Origin of the sequence: Streptomyces gottesmaniae (genome assembly GCF_031845845.1) — a bacterium.
Classification (GTDB): domain Bacteria; phylum Actinomycetota; class Actinomycetes; order Streptomycetales; family Streptomycetaceae; genus Streptomyces; species Streptomyces akebiae.
Genome location: NZ_JAVRFJ010000055.1, coordinates 38,030 through 55,239, shown reverse-complemented (window position 1 = coordinate 55,239; position 17,210 = coordinate 38,030). Strand labels below are relative to the sequence as shown.

Sequence of the window (17,210 nt, the reverse complement as noted above, 5' to 3'; positions counted from 1 at the left end):
GCTGAAACGGCATGTACCGCGGGTCTTCGTCCCGCACCCTTGATGAGTCCTGAATCGTGAACTGGTGAATCGGTGAGGTGAAGCGCTGATGAGCACCACCCGGCCTTTCTCGCCGGGCGACCGCGGCCCGGAACCGGGTGCCGGCGGCGCTTCCGGGGTGCCAGGCGGAGACCCGCCCGAGGCTCCCGCGGCGAGCCGCCTCCCCCGTCGGCTCGCCTTCGACGGCGAGAGCGGGGTGGTGCCGCTCGCCCGCGACTTCACCCGCCAGGCGTTGTACGCGTGGGGGTGGTTGCCGGCCGAGACCGCGGACCAGCGGGCCGCGGCCGAGGACGTGCTGCTGGTGGTCTCCGAACTGGTCACCAACGCCTGCCTCCACGCCGGGGGCCCGTCCGAGCTGCGGATCGGGTGCGACAACAAGGTGCTGCGCATCGAGGTGTCCGACCGGGGGACGGGCAGCCCGGCGCCGCGCACACCGCATCGAGCCGGACGGCCGGGTGGGCACGGGATGTTCATCGTGCAGCGGCTCTGTCTGGACTGGGGGGTCGTACGGGCTCCCGGGGCGTCCGGAAAGACCGTGTGGGCGGAGCTGGGAGCACCCGCTTAGCCGAACCCCGTCGGGCGGGCCTTGCCCCACCGCCAGGCGGGCCACACTGCGCCGCCGGGCGGCCCGCGCTCTCGCGCCCGACAGGCGGATCCTTTCGTGCCCGGCCTCTCGCGCCCGACAGACGGATCCTTTCGTGCCCTGCCTCTCGCGCCCGACAGGCGGGGCCTTCGCGAGCCGGCCTTACACGCCCAGCCTTTCGTGCCCAGCCACTCCTGCCCCAGCCACTCCTGCCTCAGCCATTCCTGCCTCAGCCATTCCTGCCTCAGCCATTCCTGCCCGCGAGGCAGAGCCGCCGTCGACGCGGTCCTCGCGCGGGACTCCGGCGCCCCGGGGCCGTCGCCGCGAAGTCGCCCCAGATTCATCGACACACATCCGACACTTGCGCGTGTCTTCCTTCTCCAAGGGCCCCGGCGTACCTTGAGCCGCCGATCTGATGTTCCGTCAGAATGTGGGGTGCCGAGGTGTCGTACCGGACGTACCAGAAACGAACCGCCGCGCTCGCGTCCCTCGCGGCCCTGGCCGGCTCGGCGGTGCTGATGGCCGCCCCGGTGGCCCATGCCGAGGTCGTGGACGTCGAGTACAACTGCAAGACGCCGATCGGGGACAAGTCCGCGGTGTCGCCCATCGACATCAAGGGGGTCGAGAGCGGCGACGGCTACAAGATCACGATGTCGTGGCAGAAGGGTGTGTCGTCCAGCCCGGTCGAGCTGGGCAAGGGCGCGATGACGCCCAGCGCCACGATCGAACTCGGCGGGGCCGAGAGCGGCACGCTCACGGTGACGGGGCCGGCGAACCAGGAGGCGATCCCGGCCAACACACCGATCAAGATCAACGACCTGAGCGGCACGTACACGCCGAAGGAGACCGGCAAGGTCGAGTTCACCGCGGGCGTGCTCACCATCAAGGCCCTCGGCACGGTGACCACCTGCACCCCGGGCAACGATCCCGGGCCGTCGCTGACCCTCGACGTCACCGTCGCTGGCGGGAGCGCCTCGGGCGGTTCGGGGGGCGGATCCGACACCGGTGGCTCGGGCGGCTCGAACGGATCGGGGAGTACGGGTGGTTCGGGTGGTTCGGGCGGTGAGCTGCCGCAGACCGGGCCCCTGGACTCGGCGGTCGCACTCGGCACGCTCGGCGGCACGGTGCTGCTCGCGGGCACGGCGGGGGTGCTGTGGGTGACGCGCAGGAACCAGGCGGTACGTCGCTGACGGGAGCCGAACGTGACCAGAAGGCGGCGGACCCCGGCATCGTGCGCGCTCTCGGGCTCGGCCCCGTACGCGACTTCCCACGCGCCCTCGCTGAGGGTGCTCACGGTGGTGGGACTCGCCCTTGCCCTGGCGCTTCTGTCGCCCCTCACGGACGGGACTGTGAAGGCGACGGCGCAGGCGCGGGCGGCCGCGGCCGAGCCGACCGTGAAGCTGTCCAAGTCCGAGGCGGGGACCGGGGGTTCGGTCACCGTGACGGGGAGCGGCTGGCGGCCGAAGGCGATCCTGATGGTGCTGATCTGCGGTCGGTCGACGCCGTCGAGGGGTGTGCCCGGGGGCACCGACTCCTGTGCCAACGCCGACGGGCGGGCCGTGACCGCCGACGACAAGGGCGGATTCCGCCGGGAGTTGCCGGTCGCCGAGCCGCCGGTGCCGTGCCCGTGTGTCGTGCACGTCTCCACCATCACGGGGCCGAAGGCCGACGCCGACGCGGCGTTCCAGGTCGCCGGGCACTCGGTCGAGCCGCTGCCGCAGGAGGTGACCGGCGGACGGCTGTCACTCCTGACGGACGGTCGACTGACGGGCTCCAGCGGGCTGTTGACCTGGTTCGGGGCGCCGCCCACCCGCGAACTGGTCCTCACCGTCGGCAACGTCGGTACCTCCCCGGTGAAGGACCCGGTCTTCCAGGTCGGCACCTCCCACGGGGTGTTCGCGCCGCGCTGGGCGGAACAGCGGTGGCGCGGCACGGTCCCGCCGGGTGGCAAGGCCCGTGTCACCCTGCCCGTCGACCTCGCGGCCGGGGCCCACGGCGACTACACCGTCTCCCTCAAGTACGGCGGCAAGGTCCTCACCGAGCAGCCGTGGACCGTGGGCCGCCCCTGGGGTGTCACCCTCTTCTGGCTGATGCTCTGTCTCGTCGTACCCGCCGCTCTGTTCCGGCTCGGCATGGCGGTGGTGGACCGCGTACGGCCGGGGCGTGAGACTCGCGATTCCCCACGCCGGAGGCTACGCGTCCCCGCCCTCCCCGCCTGGGTCCCCGGACCACCCCCGTCGTCCGCTGCCCACGCCCAACCCCGCACCCCGCCCCCGCCTCGCGCATCCTCGATGCTTCCGTGGTTCACACCGGACACGGACACGGACACGGACACGGACGCAGACATGGACATGGACATGGACATGGACTCAGACACCCGTCGAAGCAGGTGACGTCGACGGACGTGACGCCGAAGGACGTGACGCCGAAGGGCCGCCGCACCCCAGCAGGTGCGGCGGCCCTTCCCACGGTTTGTCGTCGTGCGTCGGTCTCAGTTGACGTCGCCCGTGAGGGCCCTGACCTTCTTGCGGTACATGTAGATCGCGATGCCGGCGAGGACGGCGAGGGTGGCCTCGACGGCGACCATGCCGGTGCCGCTGAGGTCGAAGCCGCCGACGGCCGGGTTGGAGAGCAGGCCGGTGATCGAGTCGCCCGCGGTGACCGCGAGGAACCAGACGCCCATCATCTGGCTGGCGTACTTGGCCGGGGCCATCTTCGTCGTCACCGACAGGCCGACGGGGGAGAGGCACAGCTCACCGACGGTCTGGATGAAGTAGATGCCCACCAGCCACATCGGGCTGGCCAGGGTGCCGTCAGCGGCCATCCCCAGCGGGATCAGGAAGAAGAAGAACGAGACACCGATGAGCACCAGGGCCATCGCGAACTTCACGGCCGTGCTGGGCTCCCGGCCCTGGCGGTTGAGCCACAGCCAGAGCCAGGCGAACACCGGGGCCAGCGCCATGATGAACAGCGGGTTCAGCGACTGGTACCAGGAGGTCGGGAAGTCGAAGCCGAGCAGCGAGCCGGCCACCTTCTCGTCGTTCGAGCCGAAGGCCTGGACCGTGGACGCGCCCTGGTCGTAGATCATCCAGAACACGGCGGCGGCGACGAAGAACCAGATGTAGCCGGTCATCTTCGACTGCTCGGCGGCGGTCAGCTCCTTGTCCCGCTTGATGCGCAGCAGCACACCGGCCGGGACGACCAGACCGATGACCGTCAGCGGGATCATCGCCCAGTTCAGGGTGAAGTGGCCGCTGAGGCCCACGGCGCCGTAGAAGACGGCCGCGACGGCCAGCCAGAGCAGGCCCTTGCGGAGCCAGGCGGCACGCTCCTCGGCCGCCAGCGGCTTGGGGACGACGTCGCTCCTCGGGCTCAGGGTGCGGCTGCCGACGAGGAAGGCGGCGAGACCGATGGCCATGCCGACCGCGGCCAGGCCGAAGCCGAGGTGCCAGTTGACCTCCTGGCCGACGGTGCCGATGGCCAGCGGGGCGAAGAAGGCACCCGCGTTGATGCCCATGTAGAAGATCGTGAAGCCGCCGTCGCGCCGCGGGTCCTCGGGGCCGTCGTACAGATGGCCCACCATCGTGGAGATGTTGGCCTTCAGCAGACCGGAGCCGGCCGCGACCAGGGCGAGGCCCGCGAAGAACGGTGCCTGACCGCCGGGCAGGGCGAGCACCAGATGCCCGGTCATGATCGTGACGGCCGCGATCGCCACCGTCTTGCGGGGACCCCAGACGCGGTCGCCGAGCCAGCCGCCGGGCATGGCGAGCAGATAGACCATCGCCGAGTAGACGGCGACGATCGTGGTGGTGGTGGCCAGATCCATGGCCAGGCCGCCGCCCATGCTCCCCTTGCCGGCGTCGGGGCCGCCGGAGAGCAGGTAGACGGTGAGGAGAGCCTTCATGCCGTAGTAGGAGAATCGCTCCCACATCTCGGTCATGAAGAGAGTGGCCAGTCCGCGGGGGTGGCCGAAGAAGGTGCCTTCGGCGCCGGGGGTTCCCCGGCCGGCCGAGTCCTTCGTCAGGCTGGACGCCATGGTCGTTCCTTGCTGGTCGGGACGGCGCACGTGGGGGCGCGCCCACAGGGTTGTTCCGCACGCAAAAGAGACCTTCAGCGCATATATGACGCCAAAGGTCCCCACGTGTAGCTACAGGTGTTCCGTCACCATACGTCAGAGGGTCGCAGGAAACGGAAGGGCTTGAGAGGCGGATCACAGGTAAGAAACCCCTGGTGATCGCATATTCGAAGGTCAATCAGGAGTTCATCTCACGCAGACGCAGAAGGTGACCGCGCAGGGCGCAGCGCGACGGCGCCCCGTTCACGGGATCGACGCGCGATCCCCACCGAACCCGGCCCTCATGTCCACGTGGCGGCGCGGATCTTCACCGGCGCCGGACGAAACGCCCACCGCAGTGGATCATGCCCCGGCAGAGTAAGAGAACCCTTGGACAAAGGTGTGAATCGTGCTTGCCGATCACCCTCCACCTGCGGTTCTCGGCGGACTACCATCAGCGCATGACCCGTGTACTGCTCGCCGAGGACGACGCGTCCATCTCGGAGCCGTTGGCTCGCGCACTGCGCCGGGAAGGGTACGAGGTGGAGGTCCGCGAGGACGGTCCCACCGCGCTGGACGCCGGAATGCAGGGTGGTGTCGACCTGGTCGTCCTCGACCTGGGTCTGCCCGGCATGGACGGCCTGGAGGTGGCCCGTCGGCTGCGCGCCGAGGGCCACACCGTGCCGATCCTCATCCTGACCGCGCGCGCCGACGAGGTGGACACCGTCGTCGGCCTCGACGCGGGCGCCGACGACTACGTCACCAAGCCCTTCCGGCTCGCCGAGTTGCTCGCCCGCGTCCGGGCCCTGCTGCGACGCGGCTCCGCGGAACCGGCGCAGCCGCCCGCCACCCACGGCGTGCGGATCGACGTCGAGTCCCACCGGGCGTGGATGGGGGACGAGGAGCTCCAGCTCACCGCCAAGGAGTTCGACCTGCTGCGGGTGCTCGTGCGCGACGCCGGCCGGGTCGTCACCCGTGACCAGCTGATGCGTGAGGTCTGGGACACGACCTGGTGGTCGTCGACCAAGACCCTCGACATGCACATCTCCTGGCTGCGCAAGAAGCTGGGCGACGACGCGGCGAACCCGCGGTACATCGCGACCGTGCGCGGGGTCGGCTTCCGGTTCGAGAAGAACTGAGGCCTGCCGGGGGCTGAGCCGGGCGCCCAGCGGCTCGGGGCGCGCGTGAGATGTGGCCGGGTGTGGTGTGGCCGGCCGGGGTCGTGGCGGCGGGACGTGCGCCGCGCCCCTTCGCTCGGCTCCCCGCGCCCCTCACGGGCGCTCGGCGGCTCCCCGTCCCCCCACGGACGCTCGGCCCCGCCACAGGTGCCGCACAATCGAAGGTCCCAGAACAACCCGCCCCGCCCGGAGGGCAACCGTGCGTCGCCGTCTCATCCAGTCCACCCTCGCCGTGGTCCTCGTGGTCATCGCCGTCTTCGGCGTCTCCCTGGTCATCGTCGAGACCCGCACGATCAGCAGCAGCGCGCAGGAGCGTGTGGAGTCCGAGGCGGTTCAGCTGACGAGCATCGTGGACAGCCGGATCATCGGCGACGAGAGGATCACCGCCGAGGTCCTCCAGGACCAGGTCGGCGACGAGCGCTACGCCCGTATCGAGATCCCCGGCCAGTCCACGATCGAGATCGGCGAGAAGCCCGTCGGCGACGTCATCAGTTACCAGGCCAAGGGCGAGAAGGACGAGATCGTCACGGTCGAGGAGTCCCGCTCGGCGGTCAGCCGTGAGGTCGGCCGTACGCTGCTGATCATCGCGGCCGTCGCCCTGCTCGCCGTCATCGCGGCCGTCCTCCTCGCCGTACGCCAGGCCAACCGCCTCGCCTCCCCGCTCACCGACCTCGCCGAGACCGCCGAACGGCTCGGCTCCGGCGACCCGCGCCCCCGCCACAAGCGGTACGGCGTCCCCGAGCTGGACCGGGTCGCGGACGTGCTGGACTCCTCCGCCGAGCGCATCGGCCGCATGCTGACCGCCGAGCGGCGGCTCGCCGCCGACGCGTCCCACCAGCTGCGCACGCCGCTGACCGCGCTGTCGATGCGGCTGGAGGAGATCACCCTCACCGACGACATCGACACGGTGAAGGAGGAGGCGCACATCGCGCTCACCCAGGTCGAGCGCCTGACGGACGTCGTGGAGCGGCTCCTCACCAACTCGCGCGACCCCCGCAACGGCTCCGCCGTCTCCTTCGAGCTCGACGAGGTCATCAAGCAGCAGCTGGAGGAGTGGCGGCCGGCCTACCGCAGCGCCGGGCGGGCCGTCGTCAGCTCCGGCAAGCGGCACCTCCAGGCCGTCGGCACGCCGGGCGCGGTCGCGCAGGTGCTGGCCGCGCTGATCGAGAACTCGCTGATGCACGGCGGCGGCACCGTGGCGCTGCGCACCCGCGTCACCGGGAACCAGGCGGTGATCGAGGTCACCGACGAGGGGCCCGGCGTCCCCGCCGAGCTCGGGGCGCGGATCTTCGAGCGGGCGATCAGCGGGCGCAACTCGACGGGCATCGGGCTGGCCGTGGCGCGGGACCTCGCCGAGGCCGACGGGGGCCGCCTGGAGATGCTGCAGGCCCAGCCGCCGGTCTTCGGGCTGTTCCTGTCGCGTACGCCGGTGCGGACGCCCGTCGGTGAGGACCGGCCGGTCAGGTAGGCCGGCGGTCGCTCGGCTCGCGGCTCTTGGTGCTCGGCTCGCGGTGGTCGGTGCGAGGAGCTCGTGGATGCGCCGGGGCCCTTCCGGGGCGCAAGGACGGCGGCCGTGGGGCCGGTGGAGCTTCTCGCGCCGTTCCCCGCGCCCCTTCAGGGGTGGCGAGCCTCAGCGGCGCTTGCCCGTGACCGTCGGCGGTTGGGCGGGCTCGGCTCCGAGGAACGATTCAGCGCGGGACACCGTCTCGCGCGCCGGGAGGGCCCGGAACACCCAGGTGCGGTACGACCAGAACCGGAAGAGGGTCGCCACGCCGATGCCGAGGAACTTGAAGATGTTGGACTGGAGAGGGCTGTCCCAGCCGAAGCCGTACGTCGCGGTGTAGAGCACCCCATTCTCGATCACCAGTCCGACCGCGCTGAACAGCAGGAACAGCGACAGCTCCTTCGTACGGCCGCTCTTGTCGCGGTCCCGGTACGTGAAGTAGCGGAAGCCGACGTAGTTGAACGCGATGGCGACGACCGTGGCGATGACGCTGGCCCGGACCACCTGGAGCTCGGTGGTGTGCCGCACGAGGTTGAACACCCCGAGGTTCACCAGCAGCCCCGCACCGCCCACCGCGCCGAACTTGGCGACCTCGCGCACGAGCAGGTCGAGCCGGCGGCGCAGGGCGCCACGGGGCCTCGTATCAGGCCCCGAGCTGGTACTTCCCATCGTGTGGCCCCCGTCGCTAGGTTCGGTCGGTGTCTGCCGGTGGTCTGCCGGTGGTCAGCCGGTCGCTGTCCCGTCCGAAAAGATCTGAACGATCCGAAATGAGTTGATCTTCGGTCGAAATCCACTGGTTCAGCCATGCTAACCAGCACCCCTGGGCAATGCCTGTGCAGAACCTCACAGCCGGGAGACAGGGAAGGTCCCGGGGCGGTCCGGTGGGGAAATGGGCGGGGAAATCGGGCACCCGGGAGTGGCCGATTCCGTGGCCGATACCCTGGGGGCGTGACGTTCCCGGTAGTCGGCATGGTCGGCGGTGGCCAGCTCGCTCGTATGACACACGAGGCGGGCATCCCGCTCGGCATCAGGTTCAAGCTCCTCAGTGACACCCCTCAGGATTCCGCGGCGCAGGTCGTCGGCGATGTCGTCATCGGCGACTACCGCGACCTCGACACGCTGCGTGCGTTCGCGCAGGGCTGCGACGTGATCACCTTCGATCACGAACACGTACCCACCGAGCATCTACGGGCCCTGGAGGCGGACGGCATCCCCGTGCGCCCCGGCCCGGACGCGCTCCAGCACGCCCAGGACAAGGGCGTGATGCGCGCGCGGCTCGACGCGATCGGTGTGCCCTGTCCACGGCACCGCATCGTCGCGGACCCCGACGACGTGGCCGCTTTCGCCGCCGAGGGCGAGGGGTTTCCGGTCATCCTCAAGACGGTCCGCGGCGGCTACGACGGCAAGGGCGTATGGGTCGCCCGGTCGGTCGAGGACGCCGCCGAGCCCTTCCGCGCCGGCGTCCCGGTCCTCGCGGAGGAGAAGGTCGACTTCCTGCGGGAGCTGGCCGCCAACGTCGTACGCTCGCCGCACGGCCAGGCCGTCGCCTACCCGGTGGTGGAGTCGCGGCAGGTCGACGGTGTCTGCGACACCGTGATCGCCCCGGCGCCCGACCTGGACGAGGCGCTCGCCCTGCGCGCCGAGGAGATGGCCCTGCGCATCGCCAAGGAGCTGGACGTCGTCGGCCACCTGGCGGTCGAGCTGTTCCAGACCCGCGACGGCCGCATCCTGGTCAACGAGCTGGCCATGCGCCCCCACAACTCCGGCCACTGGAGCCAGGACGGCGCGATCACCTCGCAGTTCGCCAACCACGTACGGGCCGTCCTCGACCTCCCGCTGGGGGACCCGCGCCCGCGTGCGAAGTGGACCGTCATGGTCAACGTCCTCGGCGGCGACTACCCCGACATGTACTCCGCGTACCTGCACTGCATGGCCCGCGATCCGCAGCTCAAGATCCACATGTACGGCAAGGACGTGAAGCCCGGCCGTAAGGTCGGTCACGTCAACACCTACGGCGACGACCTGGACGACGTGCTGGAGCGCGCCCGTCACGCTGCCGGTTACCTGAGAGGCACGATCACCGAATGAGCCCGGTCGTAGGCATTGTCATGGGGTCGGACTCCGACTGGCCCGTCATGGAGGCCGCCGCGCAGGCCCTCGACGAGTTCGAGATCGAGTACGAGGTCGACGTCGTCTCGGCGCACCGGATGCCGCGCGAGATGGTCGCGTACGGCGAGGAGGCCGCGGACCGGGGCATCAAGGTGATCATCGCGGGTGCGGGCGGCGCCGCCCATCTGCCCGGCATGCTCGCGTCCGTGACGCCGCTGCCGGTCATCGGCGTGCCGGTGCCGCTGAAGTACCTCGACGGCATGGACTCGCTGCTGTCGATCGTGCAGATGCCGGCCGGTGTGCCCGTCGCGACGGTCTCCGTCGCCGGCGCCCGCAACGCCGGTCTGCTGGCCGCGCGCATCCTCGCCACGCACGACCAGGAACTCCTCGGCCGTATGCGGGAGTTCCAGCAGGAGCTGAACGACCAGGCGACCGAGAAGGGCAAGCGCCTGCGCACCAAGGTCGAGGGAGCGGGCAGCGGCTTCGGGTTCGGGAAGTAGACGTAACCGACATGACGGGGATCACGGGGGAGATGGCCATGGCATCGCTGGAGGCGGCCCGGGAGCTGCTGCGGGAGTTCCCGGTCGCGGACGGGCACAACGACCTGCCCTGGGCGCTGCGTGAGCAGGTCCGCTACGACCTGGACGCGCGGGACATCGCCGGGGACCAGAGCGCCTTCCTCCACACCGACCTCGCGCGGCTGCGCGCGGGCGGTGTGGGGGCGCAGTTCTGGTCGGTGTACGTCCCCTCGGACGCGGCGGTCCTGCCGGGGGCCGTCACCGCGACCCTGGAACAGATCGACTGCGTACGGCAGTTGATCGACCGTCACCCTGCGGAGCTGCGGGCCGCGCTGACCGCCGCCGAGATGGAGGCGGCCCGCGCCGAGGGCCGAATCGCCTCGCTGATGGGCGCCGAGGGCGGCCACTCCATCGACAACAGCCTCGCCACGCTGCGGACGCTGTACGCGCTCGGCGTCCGCTACATGACGCTCACACACAACGACAACATCGCCTGGGCGGACTCCGCGACGGACGAGGCGGCCGTCGGCGGCCTGTCGGCCTTCGGCCGGGCGGTGGTGCGGGAGATGAACCGCGAGGGGATGCTCGTCGACCTCTCGCACGTGGCCGCGACGACGATGCGGGACGCGCTGGACACGTCCGCGGCTCCGGTGATCTTCTCCCACTCCTCGTCGCGAGCCGTCTGCGACCACCCCCGCAACATCCCGGACGACGTCCTGGAACGGCTCCCGGCCAACGGGGGAGTGGCGATGGTGACGTTCGTGCCGAAGTTCGTGCTCCAGGCCGCCGTCGACTGGACGGCCGCCGCCGACGAGAACATGCGGGCCCACGGTCTGCACCACCTCGACACCACCCCCGAGGGGATGGCGGTCCACCGCGCCTTCGAGGAGCGCAACCCCCGCCCGGTCGCCACGGTGTCCACGGTCGCGGACCATCTCGACCACATGCGCGAGGTGGCCGGCATCGACCACCTCGGCATCGGCGGCGACTACGACGGCACGGCCTTCACCCCCGACGGTCTGGGCGACGTCTCCTGCTACCCGAACCTGATCGCCGAGCTCCTCGACCGGGGCTGGTCCCGGCCCGACCTGGCCAAGCTGACCTGGCGGAACGCGGTCCGGGTGCTGGGCGCGGCGGAGGACGTGGCCCGGGACCTCCAGGCCCGTACGAGCCCGTCCAACGCGACGCTGGAACAGCTGGACGGGTGACACCGGCGCCGTCCGGACCTCACCCGGGTGGCGTAGTGACGGCCCCGCGTCGGCCGTTCAACCCGAACGCCCCACCCACCAGGAAGGCGAGCGGCCTCCGTGCCACGGTGACGAGTACTGCGATCACCCAACGGCTACGGAGGTCCGCCATGGCAGATCTGCAGGACGAACTGCAAGCCGCAGGGGAGGCCGGCGAGCTCGACACGCCTCCCTCCACGACCCGCACCGGGCCCGAGCGGAAACGCGCCGGGCGCCCACCGGCGGCGGAGCCGATAGCCCCCGGCGACGGCGGCCACCCCGACGACGGCGAGGCGGACGACGTCCGCCACGGTGGAGCGGCCGGCGTCCGTCGCGGTGGAGCGGCCGGCGTCCGTCGCGGTGGAGCGGATGTCCCCGAGGCCGCCGGTGGCGAAGCCGTCGTGGTGGCCGGATCCGCCGAGCCCTCCTCGGTTTCCTCCCCTTCCTCCGAACTGGCCGAGGCGGACGCCTTCCTCGTCGCGCACCCCGTCGCCGACGGATACAGCGGGCTGCCGTGGGTCCTGCGTCAGCTGCCCCGGTACGACCTGGAGCTGGGCGAAGGCAGTGTGGACACCGACGTGCCGCGCATGCGCAAGGGACACATCGGCGCGCTGTTCTGGTCGCTGCACCTCCCGGACGGCCTCACGGGCGAGCGGGCCGTGGGAGCCACGCTGGAGCAGCTGGACCTGGTCCGGACGGTCGTCGACGCCCATCCCGAGGGCCTGCGGCTCACGTACAGCGCCGGAGAGACCACCGACGCCCGCAACTGCGGTCGCGTCGCCGTCCTGCTGGGCCCCGCCGGAGCCCCGGCGATCGGCGACTCCCTCGGCATCCTGCGCGCCCTGCACGCGCTCGGCCTCAAGGCCCTCACCCTCGCCGGCGCGTCCTGGGCGGGCGAGTCCGGGCTGAGCAGGTTCGGTGAGGAGGTGGTCCGCGAGATGAACCGCATCGGCGTCCTCGCCGACCTCTCCGGAGCCTCCGGGGAGACCGTCCGCCGGACGCTCGCGGTCTCCCGCGCCCCCGTGCTGTGCACCCGCTCGGCGGCCGCCGCGCTGCGGTCCCACCCCGCCAACCTCCCCGACGACCTCCTCGCCGCCCTGGGCGAGGCGCGGGGCCTGTGCATGGTGCCGCTCACGGCGGAGCAGACAGGCCCCTCGGTCCGCGACGTGGCCGACCACCTCGACCACGTCCGCGCGATCGCCGGTCCCGAGTGCGTCGGTCTCTCCGGCACCTACGACTCCGGCGCGGCCCATCCCCGGGACCTCACCGACGCCTCCTGCTACCCCCGCCTCGTCGCCGAACTCATGCACCGGGGCTGGTCCGAAACCGACCTCGCCCTCCTCACCTGGGGCAACGTGCAACGCGTCCTGCGCACCGCCGACTTCACGGCCAGGGCGGCACGCGACCGCCGCGAGGCCTCGACGGCGAGGATCGCGGAACTGGACGGTTGACGAGAGGCTCGCGCCCCTGAAAAGGGGCGCGGCCCTCTTTTAGGGGCGCGGGGAACTGCGCGACCAGCCACGTACGACCCGCAGCCGCCGAACACACCCCGCGCCCCTCCCCCTACCGCGAACTACCGGGCACTCAGCCGCGGCAAAGGCAGAACGGATGCCCCGCGGGATCCGCGTACACCCGGAACCCCCGCTCACGATCCGCCGCGTCCAGCACCGTCGCCCCCAGCGCGAGCACCTGCTTCTCCGCCGCGTCCATGTCCTCCACGTCCAGGTCGAGATGGAACTGCTGCGACCGCTCCGCCGAGGGCCACTCGGGCGCCACGAACCCCGGTGCCTTCTGGAACGCCAGCCGCGCACCCACTCCCGGCACCTCCAGATCCACCCAGTCCCCCTCCCCGGTGACCTTCCCGCCGATCACCTCGGCGTAGAACCCGGCGAGCGCGGCCGGGTCGGGACAGTCCAGAACGACGACATCCAGCTTGGCGATGGCCATGGCCTTCTCCTTGCTCGTTCTCTGCTCACCTGCACTGCGGTTACCTGTAGAGGAGAGTAACCAGTAACGGTTACCTCATGCACCCCCATAAGAGGTAACCTCGCCGGCATGAGCGAGAGAGCGTCCGCCCCCGACGGCCTGGCCCTCGTCGAGCATCTGGTGAACACGTTGGACCTGGAGACGGGCGCCGACACCCTGGAGACCCCCGACAGCCGCGCCCGTCTGCACCTGACGGCCGACGAGGACCTCACGGCCGTGCGCGCCCTGCGGGAATCCCTCCGCGCGACCCTGCTCGCCCACGCCGGTCATCCCCCGCACGGCCCGGTGACCCCGCTCGGCACGCTCCTGGCCGCCGCACCGCTCGTCGTTGCGGTCTCCGCCGAGGACGGATCCGCGACCCTGCGCCCCGCCGCCGACCCGGCGCCCCTGCTCTCCCGCGTGGCCGCGGCCGTCGCCGAGGCCCTCACAGCGGGCACCTGGCAACGCCTCAAGGCCTGCGAGGGCGCCGACTGCCACTGGGCGTACTACGACCGCAGCCCGGCCGGACGCGGCCGCTGGTGCTCGATGCAGGTGTGCGGCGCCCGTGCGAAGATGCGCCGCTACCGGGCGAAGTAAGCGCTTCGCCCCCGCCGGGCGCCGGAACGGTGGACAATGGGGAAAGACGCCGTTCCGGCCGACTGAGCCTCGGCCGGAACGGCGTCACCTGTCACTGCCGTGAGCCGCTCGGGGCACGCCGCGAGACGTCCTACGCGGTCGGCCGCCCCATCGCCCGGTACGTCCACCCCGCCCGGCGCCACAGCTCCGGGTCCAGCGCGTTGCGGCCGTCCAGCACCAGCCGGGTCGACGCGACCTCGCCCAGCGCCGCCGGGTCCAGCTCGCGGAACTCGCGCCACTCGGTCAGGTGCAGCACGATGTCGGCGCCCCGCACGGCGTCCAGCGCGGTGTCGGCGTACCCGAGGGTCGGGAAGATCCGCCGGGCGTTGTCCATGCCCTTGGGGTCGTAGACGGTGACCTGGCCGCCCTGGAGGTGGATCTGCCCGGCCACGTTGAGGGCGGGGGAGTCGCGCACGTCGTCGGAGTCGGGCTTGAAGGTGGCGCCGAGCACGGCGACCCGCTTGCCCAGGAACGACCCGCCGCCCAGCGCCTGCCGGGCCAGCTCCACCATCTGCCCGCGCTGACGCATGTTGATGGAGTCGATCTCCCGCAGGAACGTCAGGGCCTGGTCGGCGCCCAGCTCACCGGCGCGCGCCATGAACGCCCGGATGTCCTTCGGCAGACACCCGCCGCCGAAGCCGATGCCGGCCCGCAGGAACTTCTTCCCGATCCGGTCGTCGTACCCGATGGCCTCCGCCAGCTTGGCGACATCGCCCCCGGCGGCCTCGCACACCTCCGCCATGGCGTTGATGAAGGAGATCTTGGTGGCGAGGAAGGAGTTCGCGGAGGTCTTCACCAGCTCGGCGGTCGGGAAGTCGGTGAGGACGAACGGGGAGCCCTCCTCGACCGGCGTCGCGTACACCTCGCGCAGCAGCTTCTCGGCCTTCTCGCTGCGCACGCCCACCACGATCCGGTCCGGGTGCAGCGTGTCGTTCACGGCGAAGCCCTCGCGCAGGAACTCCGGGTTCCAGGCCAGCTCGGCGTCCTCCCCGGCGGGCGCGTGCTCGGCGAGGTACGCGGCCAGCCGGTCGGCGGACCCCACCGGCACCGTCGACTTGCCGACGACCAGGGCCGGGCCCGTCAGATGCGGGGCGAGCGAGGCGAAGGCCGCGTCGACGTACGACATGTCGCAGGCGTACTCGCCGTGCCGCTGCGGGGTGTTCACGCAGACGAAGTGGATGTCGCCGAAGGCCGCGACCTCGGCGTAGTCGGTCGTGAAGCGCAGCCGCCCGCTCGACCCCTCGATCCCGGCGACATGCTTGCGCAGCAGCTCGCCAAGACCCGGCTCGTACATCGGGACCTCGCCCCGCCGGAGCATGTCGATCTTCTCTTCGACGACATCGAGTCCGAGCACCTCGAACCCCAGCTCGGCCATGGCCGCGGCGTGGGTCGCGCCGAGATAGCCGGTGCCGATCACGGTGATCTTGAGGGCCATGGGTGCTCCTGGGGGTGTCCGGCCGTGGGGCTGTGCACGCGTGCACAGCCGCGTGCATGCGTGCACGTGAGCATAGTCGGGGCGTGTTCGAGCCCATGACCGGGCAGATTCCCCGGGGGTTCGCGCGGTCTGTCGTCAAACTCACGTACCAGTCAGGTGAGCAGACCTTTAAAATTTGAGTTACTTAACGGTAGTTAGCGTCAGGAGCGTGAGAGACCTTGGCCGGATCGGCTGATTTCGACCTGTACCGCCCGTCCGAGGAGCACGACATGCTCCGTGACGCGATCCGTTCCCTCGCCGAGGCGAAGATCGCGCCCTACGCCGCCGCCGTGGACGAGGAGGCCCGCTTCCCGCAGGAGGCGCTGGACGCGCTCGTCGCGAACGACCTGCACGCCGTGCACGTGCCCGAGGAGTACGGCGGCGCCGGCGCCGACGCGCTCGCCACGGTCATCGTGATCGAGGAGGTGGCCCGCGCCTGTGTGTCGTCCTCCCTCATCCCGGCCGTCAACAAGCTCGGCTCGCTGCCGGTGATCCTCTCCGGCTCCGAGGAGCTGAAGAAGAAGTACCTGGGCCCGCTCGCCAAGGGCGACGCGATGTTCTCGTACTGCCTCTCGGAGCCGGACGCGGGCTCCGACGCGGCCGGCATGAAGACCCGCGCGGTCCGCGACGGCGACCACTGGATCCTCAACGGCGTCAAGCGCTGGATCACCAACGCGGGCGCCTCCGACTACTACACGGTCATGGCCGTCACGGACCCGGAGAAGCGCTCCAAGGGCATCTCCGCGTTCGTCGTCGAGAAGTCCGACGAGGGCGTCTCCTTCGGCGCCCCGGAGAAGAAGCTCGGCATCAAGGGCTCCCCGACCCGCGAGGTCTACCTCGACAACGTCCGCATCCCCGCCGACCGCATCATCGGCGAGGAGGGCACCGGCTTCGCCACGGCGATGAAGACCCTGGACCACACCCGCATCACCATCGCCGCCCAGGCCCTCGGCGTCGCCCAGGGCGCCCTCGACTACGCCAAGGGCTACGTCCAGGAGCGCAAGCAGTTCGGCAAGCCGATCGCCGACTTCCAGGGCATCCAGTTCATGCTCGCCGACATGGCCATGAAGATCGAGGCCGCCCGCGCCCTGACCTACCAGGCCGCTGCCAAGTCCGAGCGCGGCGACAAGGACCTCACCTTCCAGGGCGCCGCCGCCAAGTGCTTCGCCTCCGACGTCGCCATGGAGGTCACCACGGACGCCGTCCAGCTCCTCGGCGGCTACGGCTACACCCGCGACTACCCGGTGGAGCGCATGATGCGCGACGCCAAGATCACCCAGATCTACGAGGGCACCAACCAGGTCCAGCGCATCGTCATGGCGCGCAACCTTCCCTGACCCTCCGGCGTAGTCCGCGCACAGCCCCCGGCACCCCGCCGGGGGCTGTTGTCGTGCGGGACGGACGGGGCGGATTGTTTCCGTCCGCCCGATGGCGGGCCCGGGCGGGGAGGCGTAGGACGGAAGGTGCGGGTCCGGCCCCGGACCCCGCTCTCCCACCCACCCCCAGGAGGAGCCATGACGCAGCAGGCCGGGAACATGACCGCGATGAGCAAGGAGATGCAGGACTGCGTCAACGCCTGCATGACGTGCCACGGCGTGTGCGAGGAGACCATGAGCTCCTGCATGCAGGCCGGCGGCCAGGCCCAGATGCAGATCATGCGCGCCCTGATGGACTGCGCCGAGATGACCCGTATGTGCGCGGACATGATGATGCGCCGCTCGCCGCTGTCCGCCGAGATGTGCGCGATGTGCGCCCGCGCCTGTGACATGTGCGCCGAGGCGTGTATGTCCATGCCGGACGATCAGCAGATGATGCGCTGCGCCGAGGCGTGTCGCCGCTGCTCCGAGATGTGCCGGACGATGGCGGGCGCGACCGCCTGACCCGTCACACGAACACCCGAACGCCCGAACACCGAACGACCGAG

General features: G+C 71.0%; 16 protein-coding genes. 12 read left to right on the top strand and 4 right to left on the bottom strand.

All coding sequences use genetic code 11. The features are described 5' to 3' along the window. Nucleotides 1-88: 88 nt before the first annotated feature. The 3 genes from RM704_RS40810 to RM704_RS40800 all read left to right on the top strand — a co-directional run bounded on the left by RM704_RS40810 (nucleotide 89) and on the right by RM704_RS40800 (nucleotide 3,015). Nucleotides 89-604 carry an ATP-binding protein gene (locus RM704_RS40810; protein ID WP_033524848.1) on the top strand — a complete coding sequence of 172 codons (516 nt, stop codon included), beginning with the start codon at nucleotides 89-91 and terminating at the stop codon, nucleotides 602-604. Nucleotides 605-1,050: 446 nt separating this feature from the next. Then, complete coding sequence (locus RM704_RS40805) at nucleotides 1,051-1,812, top strand: LPXTG cell wall anchor domain-containing protein (protein ID WP_033524847.1); 762 nt, start codon at nucleotides 1,051-1,053, stop codon at nucleotides 1,810-1,812. A 96-nt stretch (nucleotides 1,813-1,908) separates the two neighbouring features. Further along, nucleotides 1,909-3,015: a hypothetical protein gene (locus RM704_RS40800; RefSeq protein ID WP_438828986.1), complete on the top strand. Its 1,107-nt coding sequence runs from the start codon at nucleotides 1,909-1,911 to the stop codon at nucleotides 3,013-3,015. Between the two features lie 98 nt (nucleotides 3,016-3,113). Here RM704_RS40800 and RM704_RS40795 read toward each other — a convergent pair whose 3' ends face one another. Further along, complete coding sequence (locus RM704_RS40795; protein ID WP_033524846.1) at nucleotides 3,114-4,658, bottom strand: peptide MFS transporter; 1,545 nt, start codon at nucleotides 4,656-4,658, stop codon at nucleotides 3,114-3,116. A gap of 479 nt (nucleotides 4,659-5,137) precedes the next feature. Here RM704_RS40795 and RM704_RS40790 point away from each other — a divergent pair, with 479 nt between their 5' ends. Together RM704_RS40790 and RM704_RS40785 are read left to right on the top strand one after the other, a co-directional pair. After that, complete coding sequence (locus tag RM704_RS40790; RefSeq protein ID WP_184893268.1) at nucleotides 5,138-5,815, top strand: response regulator transcription factor; 678 nt, start codon at nucleotides 5,138-5,140, stop codon at nucleotides 5,813-5,815. A gap of 238 nt (nucleotides 5,816-6,053) precedes the next feature. Further along, nucleotides 6,054-7,322 (top strand): sensor histidine kinase, encoded by a 1,269-nt coding sequence (locus RM704_RS40785; protein WP_033524844.1) that lies wholly within the window; start codon nucleotides 6,054-6,056, stop codon nucleotides 7,320-7,322. Between the two features lie 162 nt (nucleotides 7,323-7,484). Here RM704_RS40785 and RM704_RS40780 read toward each other — a convergent pair whose 3' ends face one another. Continuing rightward, nucleotides 7,485-8,027, bottom strand: a complete 543-nt coding sequence (locus tag RM704_RS40780; RefSeq protein WP_033524843.1) for a GtrA family protein — start codon at nucleotides 8,025-8,027, stop codon at nucleotides 7,485-7,487. Between the two features lie 279 nt (nucleotides 8,028-8,306). Here RM704_RS40780 and RM704_RS40775 point away from each other — a divergent pair, with 279 nt between their 5' ends. The 4 genes from RM704_RS40775 to RM704_RS40760 all read left to right on the top strand — a co-directional run bounded on the left by RM704_RS40775 (nucleotide 8,307) and on the right by RM704_RS40760 (nucleotide 12,662). Beyond that, nucleotides 8,307-9,446: a 5-(carboxyamino)imidazole ribonucleotide synthase gene (locus tag RM704_RS40775; RefSeq protein ID WP_033524842.1), complete on the top strand. Its 1,140-nt coding sequence runs from the start codon at nucleotides 8,307-8,309 to the stop codon at nucleotides 9,444-9,446. Then, nucleotides 9,443-9,967 carry a 5-(carboxyamino)imidazole ribonucleotide mutase gene (purE, locus tag RM704_RS40770; RefSeq protein ID WP_078936905.1) on the top strand — a complete coding sequence of 175 codons (525 nt, stop codon included), beginning with the start codon at nucleotides 9,443-9,445 and terminating at the stop codon, nucleotides 9,965-9,967. The genes RM704_RS40775 and purE overlap by 4 nt, the downstream gene beginning before the upstream one ends. Before the next feature lie 38 nt (nucleotides 9,968-10,005). Continuing rightward, nucleotides 10,006-11,193, top strand: a complete 1,188-nt coding sequence (locus tag RM704_RS40765) for a dipeptidase (protein WP_107072192.1) — start codon at nucleotides 10,006-10,008, stop codon at nucleotides 11,191-11,193. Nucleotides 11,194-11,342: 149 nt separating this feature from the next. Then, nucleotides 11,343-12,662, top strand: a complete 1,320-nt coding sequence (locus RM704_RS40760) for a dipeptidase (protein ID WP_033524840.1) — start codon at nucleotides 11,343-11,345, stop codon at nucleotides 12,660-12,662. Nucleotides 12,663-12,795: 133 nt separating this feature from the next. On the opposite strand, the gene RM704_RS40755 is transcribed toward RM704_RS40760, so the two are convergent. Then, entirely contained in the window at nucleotides 12,796-13,158 is a 363-nt protein-coding gene (locus tag RM704_RS40755) for a VOC family protein (protein WP_033524839.1), read from the bottom strand. Nucleotides 13,159-13,266: 108 nt separating this feature from the next. Between RM704_RS40755 and RM704_RS40750 the strand changes: the two genes are divergently transcribed. After that, the gene (locus RM704_RS40750; protein WP_033524838.1) at nucleotides 13,267-13,773 is read left to right on the top strand and encodes a CGNR zinc finger domain-containing protein; all 507 of its coding nucleotides are present in this window, start codon (nucleotides 13,267-13,269) and stop codon (nucleotides 13,771-13,773) included. A gap of 130 nt (nucleotides 13,774-13,903) precedes the next feature. Here the strand turns inward: RM704_RS40750 and RM704_RS40745 are convergent, their stop codons facing one another. Then, nucleotides 13,904-15,247, bottom strand: a complete 1,344-nt coding sequence (locus RM704_RS40745) for a UDP-glucose dehydrogenase family protein (RefSeq protein ID WP_033524837.1) — start codon at nucleotides 15,245-15,247, stop codon at nucleotides 13,904-13,906. 218 nt (nucleotides 15,248-15,465) lie between these two features. On the opposite strand from RM704_RS40745, the gene RM704_RS40740 reads away from it, so the two are divergent. Both RM704_RS40740 and RM704_RS40735 read left to right on the top strand, forming a co-directional pair. Next, entirely contained in the window at nucleotides 15,466-16,623 is a 1,158-nt protein-coding gene (locus RM704_RS40740) for an acyl-CoA dehydrogenase (protein ID WP_033524836.1), read from the top strand. A gap of 177 nt (nucleotides 16,624-16,800) precedes the next feature. Continuing rightward, a complete protein-coding gene (locus RM704_RS40735) occupies nucleotides 16,801-17,166 on the top strand; it encodes a four-helix bundle copper-binding protein (protein ID WP_033524835.1) in 366 nt (121 codons plus the stop codon). The last annotated feature ends 44 nt before the right edge of the window (nucleotides 17,167-17,210 follow it).

What these genes read in the sequence shown, in the direction of transcription:
- RM704_RS40760 (WP_033524840.1), top strand. Translation starts at nt 11,343, where the DNA reads ATGGCAGATCTGCAGGACGAACTGCAAGCCGCAGGGGAGGCCGGCGAG.
- RM704_RS40805 (WP_033524847.1), top strand. Translation starts at nt 1,051, where the DNA reads ATGTGGGGTGCCGAGGTGTCGTACCGGACGTACCAGAAACGAACCGCC.
- RM704_RS40735 (WP_033524835.1), top strand. Translation starts at nt 16,801, where the DNA reads ATGACGCAGCAGGCCGGGAACATGACCGCGATGAGCAAGGAGATGCAG.
- RM704_RS40750 (WP_033524838.1), top strand. Translation starts at nt 13,267, where the DNA reads ATGAGCGAGAGAGCGTCCGCCCCCGACGGCCTGGCCCTCGTCGAGCAT.
- RM704_RS40780 (WP_033524843.1), bottom strand. Translation starts at nt 8,027, where the DNA reads ATGGGAAGTACCAGCTCGGGGCCTGATACGAGGCCCCGTGGCGCCCTG.
- purE (WP_078936905.1), top strand. Translation starts at nt 9,443, where the DNA reads ATGAGCCCGGTCGTAGGCATTGTCATGGGGTCGGACTCCGACTGGCCC.
- RM704_RS40810 (WP_033524848.1), top strand. Translation starts at nt 89, where the DNA reads ATGAGCACCACCCGGCCTTTCTCGCCGGGCGACCGCGGCCCGGAACCG.
- RM704_RS40795 (WP_033524846.1), bottom strand. Translation starts at nt 4,658, where the DNA reads ATGGCGTCCAGCCTGACGAAGGACTCGGCCGGCCGGGGAACCCCCGGC.
- RM704_RS40790 (WP_184893268.1), top strand. Translation starts at nt 5,138, where the DNA reads ATGACCCGTGTACTGCTCGCCGAGGACGACGCGTCCATCTCGGAGCCG.
- RM704_RS40755 (WP_033524839.1), bottom strand. Translation starts at nt 13,158, where the DNA reads ATGGCCATCGCCAAGCTGGATGTCGTCGTTCTGGACTGTCCCGACCCG.
- RM704_RS40765 (WP_107072192.1), top strand. Translation starts at nt 10,006, where the DNA reads ATGGCATCGCTGGAGGCGGCCCGGGAGCTGCTGCGGGAGTTCCCGGTC.
- RM704_RS40745 (WP_033524837.1), bottom strand. Translation starts at nt 15,247, where the DNA reads ATGGCCCTCAAGATCACCGTGATCGGCACCGGCTATCTCGGCGCGACC.